16 protein-coding genes are annotated in these 15,660 nt (G+C 66.1%); 9 read left to right on the forward strand and 7 right to left on the reverse strand.

The annotated features are described in order from the left end of the window. Window positions 1-73: 73 nt before the first annotated feature. The 3 genes from ACFR99_RS08060 (at window position 74) to ACFR99_RS08070 (ending at window position 2,366) form a co-directional block, all read left to right on the forward strand. The gene (locus ACFR99_RS08060; RefSeq protein ID WP_390286132.1) at window positions 74-730 is read left to right on the forward strand and encodes a hypothetical protein; all 657 of its coding nucleotides are present in this window, start codon (window positions 74-76) and stop codon (window positions 728-730) included. A gap of 88 nt (window positions 731-818) precedes the next feature. Further along, complete coding sequence (locus ACFR99_RS08065) at window positions 819-1,880, forward strand: glycosyltransferase family 4 protein (protein ID WP_390286134.1); 1,062 nt, start codon at window positions 819-821, stop codon at window positions 1,878-1,880. A 75-nt stretch (window positions 1,881-1,955) separates the two neighbouring features. Then, window positions 1,956-2,366, forward strand: a complete 411-nt coding sequence (locus ACFR99_RS08070; protein ID WP_390286136.1) for an HIT family protein — start codon at window positions 1,956-1,958, stop codon at window positions 2,364-2,366. Between the two features lie 60 nt (window positions 2,367-2,426). Here the strand turns inward: ACFR99_RS08070 and trpB are convergent, their stop codons facing one another. From trpB to ACFR99_RS08090, 4 genes are all read right to left on the reverse strand, one after another. Continuing rightward, window positions 2,427-3,578, reverse strand: a complete 1,152-nt coding sequence (gene trpB, locus ACFR99_RS08075) for a tryptophan synthase subunit beta (RefSeq protein WP_390286138.1) — start codon at window positions 3,576-3,578, stop codon at window positions 2,427-2,429. A 109-nt stretch (window positions 3,579-3,687) separates the two neighbouring features. Next, on the reverse strand, window positions 3,688-4,671 hold the full coding sequence (locus ACFR99_RS08080; RefSeq protein WP_390286140.1) for a YeiH family protein: 984 nt from the start codon (window positions 4,669-4,671) through the stop codon (window positions 3,688-3,690). Between the two features lie 4 nt (window positions 4,672-4,675). Further along, window positions 4,676-4,816, reverse strand: coding sequence for a hypothetical protein (locus tag ACFR99_RS08085; protein WP_390286142.1), 141 nt, complete (start codon window positions 4,814-4,816; stop codon window positions 4,676-4,678). A 215-nt stretch (window positions 4,817-5,031) separates the two neighbouring features. Then, window positions 5,032-6,723 carry an NADH-quinone oxidoreductase subunit D gene (locus ACFR99_RS08090; protein WP_390286144.1) on the reverse strand — a complete coding sequence of 564 codons (1,692 nt, stop codon included), beginning with the start codon at window positions 6,721-6,723 and terminating at the stop codon, window positions 5,032-5,034. Window positions 6,724-6,904: 181 nt separating this feature from the next. Here ACFR99_RS08090 and ACFR99_RS08095 point away from each other — a divergent pair, with 181 nt between their 5' ends. Then, a complete protein-coding gene (locus ACFR99_RS08095) occupies window positions 6,905-7,843 on the forward strand; it encodes a phosphatase PAP2 family protein (protein WP_390286146.1) in 939 nt (312 codons plus the stop codon). A gap of 23 nt (window positions 7,844-7,866) precedes the next feature. Here the strand turns inward: ACFR99_RS08095 and ACFR99_RS08100 are convergent, their stop codons facing one another. Then, the gene (locus tag ACFR99_RS08100) at window positions 7,867-8,640 is read right to left on the reverse strand and encodes a prolipoprotein diacylglyceryl transferase (RefSeq protein ID WP_390286148.1); all 774 of its coding nucleotides are present in this window, start codon (window positions 8,638-8,640) and stop codon (window positions 7,867-7,869) included. Between the two features lie 265 nt (window positions 8,641-8,905). Here ACFR99_RS08100 and ACFR99_RS08105 point away from each other — a divergent pair, with 265 nt between their 5' ends. Next, complete coding sequence (locus tag ACFR99_RS08105) at window positions 8,906-10,414, forward strand: sulfatase (RefSeq protein ID WP_390286150.1); 1,509 nt, start codon at window positions 8,906-8,908, stop codon at window positions 10,412-10,414. Window positions 10,415-10,454: 40 nt separating this feature from the next. Here ACFR99_RS08105 and ACFR99_RS08110 read toward each other — a convergent pair whose 3' ends face one another. Both ACFR99_RS08110 and ACFR99_RS08115 read right to left on the reverse strand, forming a co-directional pair. Then, the gene (locus ACFR99_RS08110; RefSeq protein WP_390286152.1) at window positions 10,455-11,252 is read right to left on the reverse strand and encodes a DUF2182 domain-containing protein; all 798 of its coding nucleotides are present in this window, start codon (window positions 11,250-11,252) and stop codon (window positions 10,455-10,457) included. A gap of 32 nt (window positions 11,253-11,284) precedes the next feature. Continuing rightward, window positions 11,285-11,896: a DUF1326 domain-containing protein gene (locus ACFR99_RS08115; RefSeq protein ID WP_390286154.1), complete on the reverse strand. Its 612-nt coding sequence runs from the start codon at window positions 11,894-11,896 to the stop codon at window positions 11,285-11,287. 241 nt (window positions 11,897-12,137) lie between these two features. On the opposite strand from ACFR99_RS08115, the gene ACFR99_RS08120 reads away from it, so the two are divergent. The 4 genes from ACFR99_RS08120 to ACFR99_RS08135 all read left to right on the forward strand — a co-directional run bounded on the left by ACFR99_RS08120 (window position 12,138) and on the right by ACFR99_RS08135 (window position 15,598). Continuing rightward, window positions 12,138-12,449, forward strand: a complete 312-nt coding sequence (locus tag ACFR99_RS08120) for an Hsp20/alpha crystallin family protein (RefSeq protein ID WP_390286156.1) — start codon at window positions 12,138-12,140, stop codon at window positions 12,447-12,449. A 59-nt stretch (window positions 12,450-12,508) separates the two neighbouring features. Further along, window positions 12,509-12,925, forward strand: a complete 417-nt coding sequence (locus tag ACFR99_RS08125) for a hypothetical protein (protein WP_390286158.1) — start codon at window positions 12,509-12,511, stop codon at window positions 12,923-12,925. A gap of 117 nt (window positions 12,926-13,042) precedes the next feature. After that, the gene (locus ACFR99_RS08130) at window positions 13,043-14,266 is read left to right on the forward strand and encodes a WD40/YVTN/BNR-like repeat-containing protein (RefSeq protein ID WP_390286160.1); all 1,224 of its coding nucleotides are present in this window, start codon (window positions 13,043-13,045) and stop codon (window positions 14,264-14,266) included. Between the two features lie 201 nt (window positions 14,267-14,467). Next, window positions 14,468-15,598, forward strand: a complete 1,131-nt coding sequence (locus tag ACFR99_RS08135; protein WP_390286162.1) for a GNAT family N-acetyltransferase — start codon at window positions 14,468-14,470, stop codon at window positions 15,596-15,598. The last annotated feature ends 62 nt before the right edge of the window (window positions 15,599-15,660 follow it).

Below are 15,660 nucleotides of genomic sequence, written 5' to 3' on the forward strand. Positions count from 1 at the left end.
GGTGCCCGGTAGGAGACACTAGACCGGCAATGGCTGCACCTAACAAAACCGTCTCGCATCGTCGGGCCAGTCAATGGCTGGGGAGTCGGATTCGTCATCGATCGCAGCGGTCCTCGTGACGACTGTGCTCATCCTCTCGGTGTTCGGAGTGACCGTCGCGGCCGTCGGCCCGGAGCTGTTCGTGGCTGAATCGGACCAGGAGCCCGAGGCCGACGGCGAGACGGAACCGCTGGGTGACGCAGGGGACGACGGCGGCGAGACGACTGCCAGCGGCGCCGAAGGAGACAGTGGTGACGCGGGAGAGGACGGGTCGACAGCCGATTCGACTGCGCCGAACGGGACCGAAAGCGATCGCGGTGGGACTGATTCCCTCGAGGATTCGACGGGAGCTGGCGACGAAACTGGAGACGACCCCGAAGACGAGCGGGATATCGAGGACGATGACGACACCGAACCCACAGAGACTGACAGCGACGACGATGATGACGGCGAATCGGACGACGTAGACGAGGATGAACCTGCGGGTGAGACGGATGACGACGAAGATGACACTGCGGGTGAGACGGATGACGACGAAGATGACACTGCGGGCGAGACGGACAGTGGCGATGACGACGAGGACGCGACGGACGAGGCGGCCGAGGAGGACGACGATGGGGACATCTTCTCGGGGATCGACTCCCTTTTCGAGGAGTCCGCGACCGACGACGATGGCGACGGCGACGAGTGACCGATCGACCGTTCGATGGTCGTCCTTCGAGCCGTCGAATAGCGTGAAAAAAGTGACTTTATAGCTCAGGACTACGTGGCGGCCGACTATGCGACTCGCGTTCGTCTCGTTCGAAACGGTCCACCACCGCGATAGCGAGACGAACCAGCGGTTTCGGACGATCCTCGAGCTCCTCGCAGCGGACGGCCACGACGTCCACTGTTACTGTGCCGGCTTCTGGGCCGGCGAGAAGTCCACGTACGAGCACGAGAACGTCACCTACCACGCGGTCTCGACCGGCCCGGAGGCCCGGAGTTCGTTTCTCGCGCGGTTGCCGTTCGTGCTCGCGGCTGCGAATCCAGACGTGATCCACGCCAGCGCACGGCCGCCGAGTCAGGTGCTCGCGGCGCGTGTGGGCGCAACGCTTGCGCGCGCGCCGCTGGTCCTCGAGTGGTACGGCGACGACGGCATCCCCGAGACGCGATGGACGCGGCTCGCGGCCGGCCGACCGGATCGGATCGTCACACCGTCGGAACTCGTCGGGACGTGGGTTCGCGAACGCGGAGCCGACGGCGACGTCGTCGACACCGTCCCGAACCCGATCGACTGCGACCGGATTCAGGACGTCGAGCCGGGCGAGGCCGTCGACGTGATCTACGCGCGGCGCCTCGACGAGGGAGCCAACCTCGAGAGCCTCCTGCTGGGGCTGGCCGAGCTTCGCGACCGCGACTGGCAGGCGACTGTCATCGGCGATGGGCCCGAACGGGAGCGCTACGAGCGCCTCGCGAGCGATCTCCGGATCGACGAACGAGTGACGTTCCGCGGCGACCTCGCGCTTGACGAGCGGATCGCAGCCTACCGCGGCGCACACGTCTTCGCCCAGACGGCCGAACACTGCGTCTTCCCGACGGAGATGCTGTGGGCGCTGGCCGCCGGCTGTGTCGGCATTGTCGAGTACCACGCGAACTCGAGCGCCCACGAACTCGTCGAAGGCTGGGACCGGGGATTCCGGACCACCAGCGAGGACGAACTCGCCGAGGCGATCCTCGCGGCGGGCGAGCTCGACCATCGCGAGTACGACGGTCGGTTCGCCGACTACGACCGGTCGGCGGTCGCCGAGCAGTATCTCGACTTGTATCGGACGCTGCAGGACGACCACGGGCTCTTGTAAGCGGTCAGCGGTGCCGTTCGACGGCCGAGCGCTGTGTAGGGGTATCTATATGTCGACTCCGAAGGGACTCTGACTATGGACGAGACCTGTGAGTTTTGCCGGCTCGTCGACGGCGACCAGTCCGCGCACGTCCTCTACGAGGACGAGCGGACCATCGCCTTTCTCGACCGGAACCCGGCCACGACGGGCCACACGCTCGTCGCGCCACGCGCCCACGAAGAGGAGATCCTGACGAGTGACGACCCGGACTCGGGGGCCGTCTTCGAGACGGTCCGGATCGTCGCCAGCGCGCTCGAGGCCGTCCTCGAACCCGACGGGTTCAGCACCTTTCATACGACCGGGCCGCTGGTCGGCACCGTCGATCACGCACACGTCCATCTCGTACCCCGGTTTCCGGACGACGACGTGGCGCTGTCGCTGGCGCGAAGCAAGCTCGATCCCGACGAGGCGGCGGCGCTGACGGCGCAGGTTCGAACGGTGCTCTAACGGACGCCGGGTCGTCTCGTGAGTCGGGGGAGTCGATCCACCCGTTTGAAAAACACGACTCTAGAGGTCGAACTTCGCGGCCGCCGTCTCCATGTCCTTGTCACCACGCCCCGAGAGGTTCACGAGGATCGTGTCGTGCTCACCGGCTTCGGCGAGTTCGATCGCGCGAGCGATCGCGTGGCTGGACTCGAGCGCCGGGATGATCCCCTCGGTTTCGCTGAGTTCGCGAAACGCCGCCAGCGCCTCGTCGTCGGTGACGCCCGTGTACTCACAGCGCCCGATCGCCTGGTACATGGCGTGTTCGGGGCCGGCACCGGGGTAGTCGAGCCCCGCCGAGACGGAGTGGACCTCGACGTCGTCCTCGATGACCCGCGTTTTCATCCCATGGAGAATCTCGTCTTTCCCCTCCGCGAGCGGCGCGGCGTGTCGCGTCGAGTCGGTCCCTTTCCCGCCGCCCTCGGCACCGTAGAACGCGACGTCATCGTCGCGGAAGGCATGGAAGAGGCCGATCGCGTTCGAGCCGCCGCCGACGCAGGCGACCGCAGCGTCGGGCAGATCGCCGGTGCGTTCGATGATCTGCTCGCGGGCTTCCTCACCGATGACCGACTGGAAGTCTCGAACCATCCGCGGGAACGGGTCGGGGCCGACGACGCTGCCGACCAGATAGTGGGTGTTTTCGACGTTTTCCGCGAAGTCCTCGAGTGCGGCGTCGACGGCATCAGCCAGCCCTTCGTCGCCGCGGGTGACCTCGTTGACCTCGGCACCCATCAGACGCATCCGGAAGACGTTCATCTCCTGGCGCTCGACGTCCTTTTTCCCCATGTAGATCTCCGTCTCGAGGCCCAGCAGCGCGCCAACCATCGCCGTCGCGGTGCCGTGCTGGCCGGCACCGGTTTCTGCGATCAGGCGCTCGCGGCCGGCCTTCTTCGCGAGCAGGGCCTGACCGAGCGCGTTGTTGACCTTGTGTGCGCCGCCGTGGAGCAGATCCTCGCGCTTGAGATAGATGTCGGCGCCGTAACGGTCGCTCAGGTTCCGCGCATAGTACAGCGGGCTCGGTCGGCCGGCGAACTCCTCGAGGAGGCCGCGCAGTTCCGACTGGAACGCCTCACTCGCGGCGACGTCGTCGTAGGCCGTCGCCAGTTGCTCGAGCGGTTCCTGGAGCGGCTCCGGAACGTGTCGCCCACCATACCCTTCGAACTCACCGTTGGACATACGTTCGCAGTGGCACGCCGTTGGCAAATACGTTCCGCGTCCGGTTCGTCGCGCCATCGTCTCCGGCCATCAGCCGGCAAATATTGCGTCGACCACCGACGCAGGCACGTCAGAACACCAGCAGCAACACGCCGAGCGATACCGCGCTGCTGACCAGCAACGCCAGCAGCACGACGACGGCGGGCACCGGCCCGGTGTCTCGGAGGTCGGCCAGCCGAATCTCGGTTCCGAGACCGACGAACGCGAGCAGGAACAGCCAGTTGGAGGCGTTCTCGAGGGACGCCTGCTGTGTCGCGGAGAGCACGCCAGCGCTCGCGACGACCGCAAGCGCGAGGAAGCCGAGGACGAACTTCGGGAACTCGTCCCAGAGCGTCCGCACCGACGGACGGCTCCCAGTCCCGGCGCGGGCGTAGTAGCTCGCGTACGCGATGACGACGACGCCGATCAGGGCGTTTCGGGAAAGCTTCGTCATCGTCGCCCACTGCCCGGCGACGTCGGAGTGAGCGAAGCCGACCGCGACGACCGGCCCCGTCGAGAACATGCTGACGCCCGCCCAGACGCCGAACACCGTTCCGGAGAGCGCCAGCACGTCGCCGACGATCGGGTAGACGACGATCGTGATCGCGTCGAACAGCAGGACCGTCGCGGCCGCGTAGGCGATCTGCTCCTCGCGTGCGCGGACGGCACCGGCGACGGCGACGACCGCAGAGACGCCACAGATCCCCGTCCCGGCCGCGAGCAGCGAGCCGAGTCGCTCGGGCAAGTCGAAGGCGGTTCGCGCGAGCAGTTCGACGACGAGCACCGAGAGCGCGGCGACGGCTATCACGAGGGCAAAGACCGGTCCACCGACCTCGAGGACGGTATCGACCGAGATCGAGGCGCCCATGAGGACGATGCCGGCTCCCAGCCACAGTTTGTGCGTCGCGATGCCGGGCTCGAGTCGCGCCGGGACGCCGACGGTGTTCGTGACGACGAACCCGAGCGCGATGGCCAGAAGCAGGTGATTGAATCCAACCGTCGTCGCGAACCCACGTGCAAGCACCGCGCCGAGACAGAGCGCGACGAACCCCGGCAGGAGTCGACGGGTGGCCATCACGTCACCAGGGGATCTGCAGTTCGAGCGCGTTCACGAGTCCTACGATCGCTGCTCCGACGACGACGCTTTTCCAGTCACGCTCGAGCGCCGCCCAGCGAGCCGTCACGACACCGGCGGTCGGCCACCGTCCATCGATCGACATGTATTCGATTTCCGGACGCCACCACAGTTAACGGTTGCCGATTCTGTCAGCGATAGGGGAACATATTGCCGGTATTTCTAACAGAGCCGATCGGGAACCCGGGAGGAGTTCGCGGTCTCGGTCGTGACGCGTGATCGTCCGACGGGATAGTCCAGTCTCGCTCACTTCAGGCGGCGAGTGACCGGCACGCGCGGACGTGCGACGCAGAGACCCGGTCAGCGATCGACGCTTCCCAGAACGATATCGAGACTGCCGAGCGAGGCGACCAGATCCGCGACGTACTCGCCCTCGGCCATCTCGGGCAGCGCCGAGAGGTTGTGGAAACAGGGGCTGCGGATCTTGAACCGGGCTGGCGAGTTCGAGCCGTCCGCGCGGATGTAGATCCCGAGTTCACCCTTCGCACTCTCGACGGCACGATAGGTCTCGGTCCCCGCATCGGGTTTCAGCGTTCGCGGAACGTTGCTCTGGACGGTCCGTTCGTCTTCCGGCCAGTCCTCGAGCAAGTCGAGACACTGCTCGATGATCTTCGCGGACTCCTCGACCTCGCGCAGGCGGACGAGGACACGCGCGTGGTTGTCACAGCCGTCCTCGGTGACGACGTCCCACTCGAGGTTGTCGTAGTAGCCGTAGGGATCGTCCCGTCGGACGTCGTAGTCGATGCCCGACCCGCGGGCGACGGGGCCGGTACAGCCGTAGTCCTTGGCGACCGCGGGCTCGAGAACCCCGGTGTCGAGCGTCCGGATCTGGAAGATTTCGTTGCCGGTCAGCAAGTCGTGATACTCGTCGACCTTGGCGGGGAGTTCGTCGAGGAAGTCACGGCACTTCTCGATAAATTCTGCGCGCGGTTCCGGCAGATCCCAGCAGACCCCACCGAGCCGGAAGTAGTAAAACATCATCCGCTGGCCGGTGAGATCCTCGAGGATGTCCTGGACGACCTCGCGGTCGCGCATGCCGTACTGGAAGATGGCGGTGAAGTCGCCGTAGACGTCCAGCGCGAACGTCGAGACCGCCAGGAAGTGGCCGAGCATGCGGCCGAACTCGGTCGCCATCGTCCGCAGGACCTGCGCGTAGGCGGGCACCTCGATGTCGGCGATATCCTCGATCGCGCGGGCGACCGCCCACTCGTTGGGGAGGTTCGCCGTGTAATCCCAGCGGTTCGAGTAGGGAATGATCTGATGACGATAGGTCCCCTGCTGGCACATCTGTTCCTCACAGCGGTGCAGATAGCCGATGTCGGGAACGACGTTCGCGACCGACTCGCCGTCTAACACCGTCTCGAGGTGGAGCACGCCGTGGGTCGCGGGGTGGTGGGGCCCGATATTGAGCAACATCGTCTCCGACTCGGGGAGGCGCCGATCTTCCTGCAGCGGGTTCGCGTGTTCGGCGTACCGGACGACCTGTGGCTTGTCCTGATCGTAGTCCAGCGCCAGCGGGTGGCCCTGCCACGATTCGGGGAGGAGAATCCGCCGGAGATCGGGGTGGCCTGCGTACTCGATGCCGACGAGGTCGAACGCTTCGCGCTCGTGCCAGTCGGCGGTGCGAAAGACGGGTTCGACCGACTCACAGACGGGCTCGTCGGTCGGCAACGGGACGACCAGCGTCACCTCGTGGGTCCGCTGGTCGTACTTCGTCATGTGGATGAGCGACTCGTAGCGATCTGCGTACTGCTGGGGCGTGAGACACGAGAGGTGGTCGAACCCAGCCTCGTCGCGCAACAGACGGACCACCTCCTGGATCTCGTCCGGGCGGATCACGAAGGCGGGCGCGTTCTCATGGTCGTCCCGGCCGATCGCGTAGTCGGAAAGCAGGGCTTCGAGTGCCGCCTCGTCGACGCCCTCCTCGCGGCGGTGGTCGTACTCCGGATCGATACGCTCGTGCTCGGGTTCGGGCTCAGTTGTCTCGCTCATTGGGCCGGACACCACGCCGACGGCCGGCGTCCCCGAAGGCTACAGGTGACGCGGAAATGAGAGTTTTCCCGAGTGACAGTGACACTCATGGTCGGTGAGACGACGACGACAGCGATCGGCGACGGACGTGGCATGCCGACACCGGAACCGTTTATGTATCCCGTCGCCCGTAGCCTGGGACATGTCTCGAGGACTCGACTGGTTCGACTCGTTTCGCTCGGTCGCCCCCGAATGGAGCGTCGTCCTCCTCGGACTGGTGACCCAGCTCGGCGACGTGTGGTTCCTCGGGCTCCTCGTTGGCACCGTCTACTGGGCGGCGACGCCGGCTCGACGGGACGGGGCCGCAGCCGTCCTCGGACTGACGCTGGCCGGTCTCTCGCTGATCACGGGACTGAAAGACGTCTTTGCGCTCTCGCGGCCCGAGCGGGTGCTCGTGGCAGTCGAGGCGCTTCCGGAAGCAGTCCACCCGCTGTATCGAGCCACCGCGACGGCGACCGGCTACGGCTTTCCGAGTGGCCACGCCCTGATGACGACGATCGTCTATCTGAGTCTGGCCGAGTACCTCTCGGTGGGGACGCGCCGACAGCGGTACCTCGCTGCGGCCGGGATCGTCACGGCCGTCAGTTTCTCCCGCGTCGCGCTCGGCGTCCACTACCTCGTCGATGTCGGGGCCGGCGTCGTCGCCGGGCTGGCGTTCCTCGCGCTCGCAGCCGTACTCCTGTCGCGCGTTCCGGACCACCGCGGCACGATCGGGTTCGCGCTCGCCGTCGTCGTCGCAGTCCTCTCGCTCGTCCCGGCCCGGACGAACCCCGACGCCGTCCTGTTGTTTGGGGCGTCACTGGGCGCGTTCGCCGGCTGGCAACTCGCCGCCCTCGTTCGTGACCTCGAGGCCGGTGCCGGACCGATCCGGTCCAGTCGATCGCTAACCGCCAGAGCCACCGTCGCCACTCTCGTCGTCGTCGCGCTCGGCGCTCTCTCAGTCACGTACTGGACCGCCCCGGTGATCGCCGGCAGCGGCCTCCTCGGGCTGGCCGCCGCTGCGTTCGTCGCGGCACCGGCCCTGTACCGCTCGGACCACGTCGGCGGTCTCGGCGGGCGATCACCCGTCCGATCGCAGTAGTTCGGAACCGCTGGCGTTCGAGGTTACTCGTTTTCCTCGGACTCCTCGTCGTCCGCTGTGTCCGTCTCGTCTGGATCCGACTCGGGTTCGTCCGCGTCCGGCGGATCGGCCTTCATGTGCGAGGCGTCCTCGGCGGGGCTCTCGTCGGGTTCCGTGTCTTCAGTCTGGGTCGGCTGGGCCTGTCGCGGGTCCGGGCCCGTGGCTTCGCTTTCCTCGTCGGCCATGGCCGAGTTGGAGACGTCGACCGCCACCTCGTCGCTCTCGGTGTCGCGTCGCGGGTCTTTCTCCGCTGCTCCGAGATCGGGTCTGGATCGGGATGGATCGTCGTCCGTCCCTTCGGTGAATTCGACCTCGGACCCTTCGTCCCGCGTCTCGTCGAGTTCGGGTTCGTCCGCGATCTCGCCGTCGGGCTGGACCTCGGACACCCGGCCGGCATCGACGCGGTTGGCGGCGGCGCTGGCCTCGTCCGATGTCTGTTTCCCCGCCGTCCCGCCCTCCACGTCCGGGACGCCCTCGCCGGGTTCGGGCTCGCCACTCGAGCGACGATTGCGGAGCCCGAGCCCGACGAGCGCGCCCCCGGCGATGCCGAGCGGGATCGCCCGCGGGCGGTTCGCGGTCAGCGACCTGATCGCCGCCGCGAGCACGAGCCCGCCGCCGACCAGCGGCAGCGTCCCACTCTCGAGCGTCTGGGATACGATCGAGGTGGCCCGCCCGACCGGCGTATCTAGTTCCTCGAGGGCCTCGACCTCGCTCGTCGAGACGTCCGCCGTCGCGTCGTGATCGGTATCTGTAGTCATATGAACGCTGTCAGGGGTACGCGCTACGGCCGGATGAATATTCGACCGGCAAGTGACTACCCGCTGCGCCGGCGGCGGCCGGTACCGGAGCGCGGACCGACGGCGACCGCGTTCGAGTGCGGTCGTCGTCGGCTCGAGTGGAGCCGATCGACATCACATACTGCCGAGATCACCGGTTCTCGCTCCAGTAACGGACGATTTCTTCGGTTTCCGCCCTGCATACTCCGGGCTGATGACCTTCCTTGTCTGTCGTGAGTACCTACCTATGTCGGACTGCAACGGACGTGACGACGAGTCACATAGCACTGTGCGGAACGTCGTTTTCGTCGTTCTCGATACGGCCCGGGCGAAAAGCGTCGACACGCAACTGATGCCGACGCTGACGGGCCTGGCCGCGGATGGAACCGCCTTCGAGAACGCGTTTGCAACCGCGCCCTGGACGCTGCCCTCTCATGCGTCCGTTTTCACCGGGACGTACCCCTCCGAGCACGGCACTCACGGTGGACACACCTATCTCGACGACGATCTGCGAACGCTGCCCGAGGCGTTCGCCGACGCGGGATTCGAGACGATCGGCGTCTCGAACAACACCTGGATCACCGAGGAGTTCGGCTTCGATCGCGGGTTCGACGACCTTCGCAAAGGCTGGCAGTACATCCAGTCCGATGCCGACATGGGTGCGGTCGTCCGCGGCGAGGATCTCCGAGAGAAGCTCGCAGCGACGCGAACCCGACTCTTCGATGGCAACCCGCTGGTCAACGCCGCCAACGTCCTCTACAGCGAACTTTTGCAGCCAGCCGGTGACGACGGCGCCGACCGGGCGACCGACTGGATCGCCGACTGGCTCGTCGGTCGGGACGACGAGCGGCCCTTCTTCCTGTTCTGTAACCTCATCGAGCCCCACGTCGAGTACGACCCTCCGCGGGAGTACGCCGAGCGGTTCCTTCCCGAGGGGACCAGCTACGAGGACGCGACTGCGATCAGGCAGGACCCCCGCGCCTACGACTGCGAGGACTACGACCTCACCGACCGCGAGTTCGCCATGCTTCGCGGCCTGTACCGTGCGGAACTGGCCTACGTCGACCACCAGCTCGGCCAACTCCGGGCCGCGCTCGAGGCTGCCGGCGAGTGGGAGGACACCCTGTTCGTCGTCTGTGGCGACCACGGCGAGCACGTTGGCGAGCACGGCTTCTTCGGCCACCAGTACAACCTCTACGACACGCTGCTTCACGTCCCGCTGGTCGCCCACGGCGGTCCCTTCACCGACGGCGGGCGACGCCACGACCTCGTCCAGTTGCTCGACCTCCCCGCGACGCTGCTCGAGACGGCCGGCATCGACGATCCCGACCTCCGCGAGCAGTGGTCGAGCCGGTCGCTCCACCCTGCCTCGAGCGACGACGCCCGCGACGCGATCTTCGCGGAGTACGTCGCTCCCCAGCCCTCGATCGACAGGCTCGAGGCCCGCTTCGGCGAGATTCCCGAGCGCGTCCGGGCGTTCGATCGGCGCCTACGGGCAGTCCGCACGGCCGAGTACAAGTACGTCCGCGGCGACGACGGCTTCGAACGGCTCCACGACGTCCGAACCGATCCGCTCGAGCGGACGGATATCAGCGACGACGAGCCCCAGCGAGTGCGGGCACTTCGGCGGCGACTCGAGGAGCGCTTCGAGCCGCTCGAGACGACTGACGCGCCGGAGGAGGGTGCGTCGGCGGACGCGGACGTCGAAATGCGCGCGGGGACGAAAGAGCGCCTCGCGGATCTGGGCTACCTGTAACGACGGGTTCGGTATTTAAAGAGACGGTCGAAACTGAACCCTAGATCAGTGCGATCAGGAGAACGGTACTTCCGGCGATGGCAGCAAGAATACCGACCACACGTGCCAGTTTCTCACCCCACGCAACTGACCGTTCGAGCGAGAGCACAACGGCGATGAGCGCCATCCAGACGATATTCATCGAACCTACGATCACCATGAACGCGAACAGCGCCCAACAACAGCCAACGCAGAAGATGCTGAACTGCCAACTCATCCGGACAGCGCCACGCACCCCCGGCTGGTGATGGCTCAAAAGAAACCCGAGCGGTGATCGGCAATTCCGCAGACACCGGTATTTGTATGGTGAGAGCTGATACCCCGATAAGAGCAGCAACGACCCACCCATCAGCAGTCCGCGGTGGGCGTTCGCGAGGCTACCAATCGGCACGAGAGCATTGACGACAAGCGGGACAATTCCCGTCAGCGTCCACACGAGCGCGTACGTCCCGATAAACGCCCCTACTCGGGTTACTTTCCCCGCCGTCGTCGTCCCCTCGAGTGTCTCGGCGTACAGCCGGAAGAGCGGGACCGACGACGGATACATCATGGCGACCATCATCACCCCCCACATGAGAAGGTACAGGCTGATACCGGTCATCCCGTTCGAGAGCGCCATCGCCTCCGGTGCTCCCGGGTCGGACATGCGCATCTGCATCTCCATCTGTCCACCAGGCATCGGGAACCAGCGACCGATGACCGCCGCCCACGCGAGCAACGCGATCACGTAGGTGACAAGCGCGACAATCGGGAGACGCCGGCGGGTAATTCGATCCCGGAACGAGTCCTGTGTCCCCATGATAGATCGTCTGTATCGCTATTCGCCTCTGCTCAGGAGTTCGCTAGTTCGAAGTCCCCAAGGTAGGCGTTGTTCCCCGAAACATCCCACGTGAATTCGTCGTCGTAGGAGACGGTGGCCGTGGTCGACTTGCCGGTCTGCACCTCGAGACTCTTCGTCAGCGGGTGGGGCGAGATCGTACCGACCTCCTCGTTGAACCCGACCGCGCCGCTCGCGTTCATTTCGATGACATTTCCGATCTCGACGGCGAAGTCCGACCCGTCCCGTGAGAAGCTGATTGGAACGGTTGCGACGTCGGCGGACCGGACGTGTGTGTCTGCGACGGGCGCCCAGATACCACCGGCGCGGCCGAAGTAGATGTCCTCGATGGCAGCGCGCTGGTCGCTGTCGGCTGTCTCGTCGACGAGCAACACGACGTCCCACTCCGTCTCGGGGTCGAACATGACCCCCTCAGCGGTCGAAATGAGCATGCCGACGTCGACCCCACTTAGGTCGACGTCGCCGTAGCTGCCCTCTTTGATATGCCACGCCAGCGAGACGGTACAGACGTCATCGTCCGGTGGTTCCATCCACACGCACTGGCAGGCAACATCGCAGTTGCAGGCTTCGACGTAATCGCCTTTGATGGTCCATTCTTGTGCCATTGACGAACACCATGTGGTATGGCACCAAGACCCAGAATAAAGCTATCTGGTGAAAATAGACCACCCGGTGAAACCGTTGGACCGACTTCCCTATTCGTCTGTGCTACTACAGGCGGAGCAGGCCCGCCGCGACGCAGTGTGCGCCACCGCACGTCGAATCTTCGCCGTCCAGCAGACGACGATATCAAACGGACACCTGTACATGCGGGGACGTTTCCGACCGTCGTCGGAACGTGGCTGTGTGTCTCCCGCTTCGCCACCAGAAACGGCGTCGTTTCCGTTCCCGACACAGATCGTTTACGACGGCTCCGCTGACAGGCTTCGCGTCACTGTCGACGTCGATCCGACTCCTGCCGACGGCGTGACGGTCAGGGCCGGTGCGCGTCGCCTCCGGATCACGGTCGATCGCGACGACGGTGTCGTCAAACGAACCGTCACACCCCTCCCGCCCGCCCTCGTTTTCGGCGACGATCGCGAGGCCGTCTACAACAACGGCATCCTCACCATCTCGCTCGAGACCCGCGCGCCACCGGTCGCCGGGACCGAGCGGTAGTCACCGGTAGTCGCCCGCTCTCCGTTGATCACGCGGGATGTAGAATCGCCACTACCGCGATGAGCGACGACTACTACACGAAAGCCGACTTTGCGGACGACCTCGACGAGTCGCGTTTTGATCGACGGCCCGACGAGGAGACGGTCGAGACGGTCGTCTCGAACGTCGAGGATCGAAACATCTCGGTCCACGTCGCCGACGACGGTGAGGCTGCACGCGAGCAGATCCCCGACGGCGTGGCGGTGATGGACGGCCACTTCACGACGCTCGAGGAGATCGGCTTCACCGACGGCCTTGAGGCCGCTGAAGGGTTCGAGAGATCGACGACTGGGTGGCCGCCGTCGAGCGCGTCCGCGAGTTCGCCTATTCGCTCGAGGACGCCCGTGCAGAAGCGGTGTGCGGGCAGGGCAGCGTCGTCGACAAACTCGTCTCCCTGGAGTACGAGCGGGTCGACGATCGGTCCCAGCTCGTATTGATCGACGAGCCACACGGGTTCTGAGAGCGCACTCCGGCCGCCACACGCCGTTGCAGCGTGCTTGCAGCACGCTTTTGCTCGGCAGTCGGATAGTGAGTACACGCTGCGAGGCCGACTAATGGCTACGCACGACGCGCCGTCCGTCGAGGGGTTCGTCCCGTTCTTTCGCCGCTACGCACAGACGTGGGTGCACGCGGTCGCAGCGGCCGGCATGACCGCGTTCGGGACGCTGGCGGTTTTCCACCGCGGGTTCATCATCCTCGCGCTCGCATCGTACGTTCTGCCGCCGATCGTATTGTACCTGCGGGGAGCCTCGGCCGATCGAACCGACAGTGAGACTGCTACCGACCGAGCGGATGCTGTGGCGACCGACGATAGGCCGACGGAAGCGGAGGCGGCGCCGCTCGAGCGGCCAGCCGACGAGACGAGACCCGAACCCGAGCACGCTGGCACCTGGACTCTCGTCGACGCCCCGACCGAGGCGACGCTCAGGGACGTTTGTGTCACCGCGACCGGCGCGGTCCACGCAGTGGGCGAAGACGGGCTGGTTCTCGCCGGAGCGGCCCCCGACGGCGCAGCCCGTGAGTGGTCGATCGCTCTCGAGGACGGACCGGCTGCCGCGGGCGAGGACCTCCATGGGGTCGACGCCACAGCCGATGGCGAGGCCGTCTGGGTCGCGGGCGACAGCGGCGCGGTGGGTCGGCTCGAGGTCACAACTGGCCGACACACCGATTACACGGCACCCGCGGGGATCACCGACAACTGGCTGGGGGTCGCCGTCGGCGGGCCGGCCGGCGACGAGACGATCCTGTTGATCAACGGTTCGGGCGCGGTCCTCCGCGGACGCTATCGCGACGGCGAACTTTCGTGGGCCGATCCCATCACGCCCGGGAGCGGCTCGAGTCTGAGCGGCGTCGCGCTGGCCGACGCGTCGGTCGGCTACTGCTGTGACACGAACGATGGCGTCTTCGAGACGACCGATGGCGGCGACTCCTTTTCCCGCGTCGGTCTCGGGGACGCAAGCGGGACGCTCGAGAACCTCGCGACACTGGGAGAAGGCGACTGTTTCGTGAGTGCCGACGATGGCGTCGTCCACCGCTACGACGGGTCGACGTGGACGCCCGAACGCGTCGGTGAGGAGGCGATCTGTGGAATCGCGCGACGTGAGGTGGAGACGATCGCCTGCGACGCCGACGGCGTGATTCACGAGCGGACTGCGGTGGCCGAGTGGAACCGAGCCGACACGATCGCACCCGAGCCGCTGCTTGCCGTCTCGGTCGACGGCGACGGCCACCGAGCGGTCGCAGTGGGCGAAGAGGGGACCGTCGTCGAACGGTGGTGACGGACGCTCGCCGTGCGACCGACAGTCGATTGCTGCCGGCGTCCGATCGCCTGATAGACTATCACATCCTCGAGACGTTCGTCGACGAATCAAATCGGCGTATTCAGGCCGAACCGACATTGCGCCGCCAGGCGGAGATCGAATACTCACGCCCTCCAGCAGGCCGTCCACCCTGTATTCGGGCGTGGGACGCCCTCGATCATGAGTACACCTACACGAACGGCGACGCGATACTCCGTCCGCGCGTTCGACCCGGCCGATCGAGCGACGTTCCTGTCGATGTACGAAACTGTGTTCGGTCGCGAGAGAAGCGCCGACTGGTTTCGCTGGAAGTTCCGTGAGAACCCGTTCGTCGATCACGTCCCGATCATCGTGGCCAGCGACGACGGCGACCCCGTCGGTTTCCGCTCGTTTTTCGCACAGGAGCTGCGCGCCGGTGATGCCGTGTTGCCCGCGTTCCAGCCCTGTGATACGATGGTCCATCCGGACCACCGCAATCGCGGCCTGTTCGATCGACTGAACGAACGGGCCATCGAGCGCTACTCCGACGGCTCGCCGTCGTTTTTCTTCAACTTCCCGAACGAGCACTCAAAACGTGGGAATCGCAAGCATGGCTGGCGCGAGATCGGGACGATTCCGGCGTACTACCGCCTGCAAAACCCCGCGAACGTCCTCGAGCGAGTGGCCGCTGACAGGCAGCACGCAGCGGAGAGTCCCTCACGAGCAGGCGAGAGAGGCGTGGCCGGCACGGTCGCCGACGGGATGCAGGACGTCGTCGTTGCGACCCACCGGCTCGGTGACCGGCTGATCGTCGATTCCGAAGCCGCCCTCGAGATCGAGCGTGCGACACCGCCGCCGGCCGACACCCTCGCAGCAGTCTATCGACGGTCGATTCCCGATACGATCCACGCGAACCGAACGGCGGCGTTCTACCGCTGGCGGTTCGACAACCCCGCCCAGACGTACACGAGCTACGTCGCACGCCGTGACGGCGAGCCGGTGGCTGCGCTGGTCGTCTCGAGCGCCGACGATCACGTGCGACTCGTCGACACGCTGCCGCGGACGCTCGATGGCGACACGGCGGCGCTCGAGTCCCTGCTCGTGGCGGCACTCGATGACTTCGCGGACCGGAGCTACGTCGAGGCTTTCGGCGAGACGCTCCCCGCGCCGCTTCGCTTCCGGTTCTATCCGGATACGCAAGCGCCGCTGTCGACGGTGCTCCGGCCGACGTCTCGGACGCTGTTCGCACGGAATCTCGCGGACGAGATCGACGTCGAGTCGAGTTCGGCCGCGACGTGGACGTTCTCGCGTCTCGAGCTAGATACGACCTGAGACGACCGCCTGTCTGTCAGTGCCGGCGGGCCACACGACGTGTCGCGGGTGCGCCGAGAAAT

The organism is Haloarchaeobius amylolyticus, from assembly GCF_042678045.1.
Lineage (GTDB): Archaea > Halobacteriota > Halobacteria > Halobacteriales > Natrialbaceae > Natrinema > Natrinema amylolyticus_A.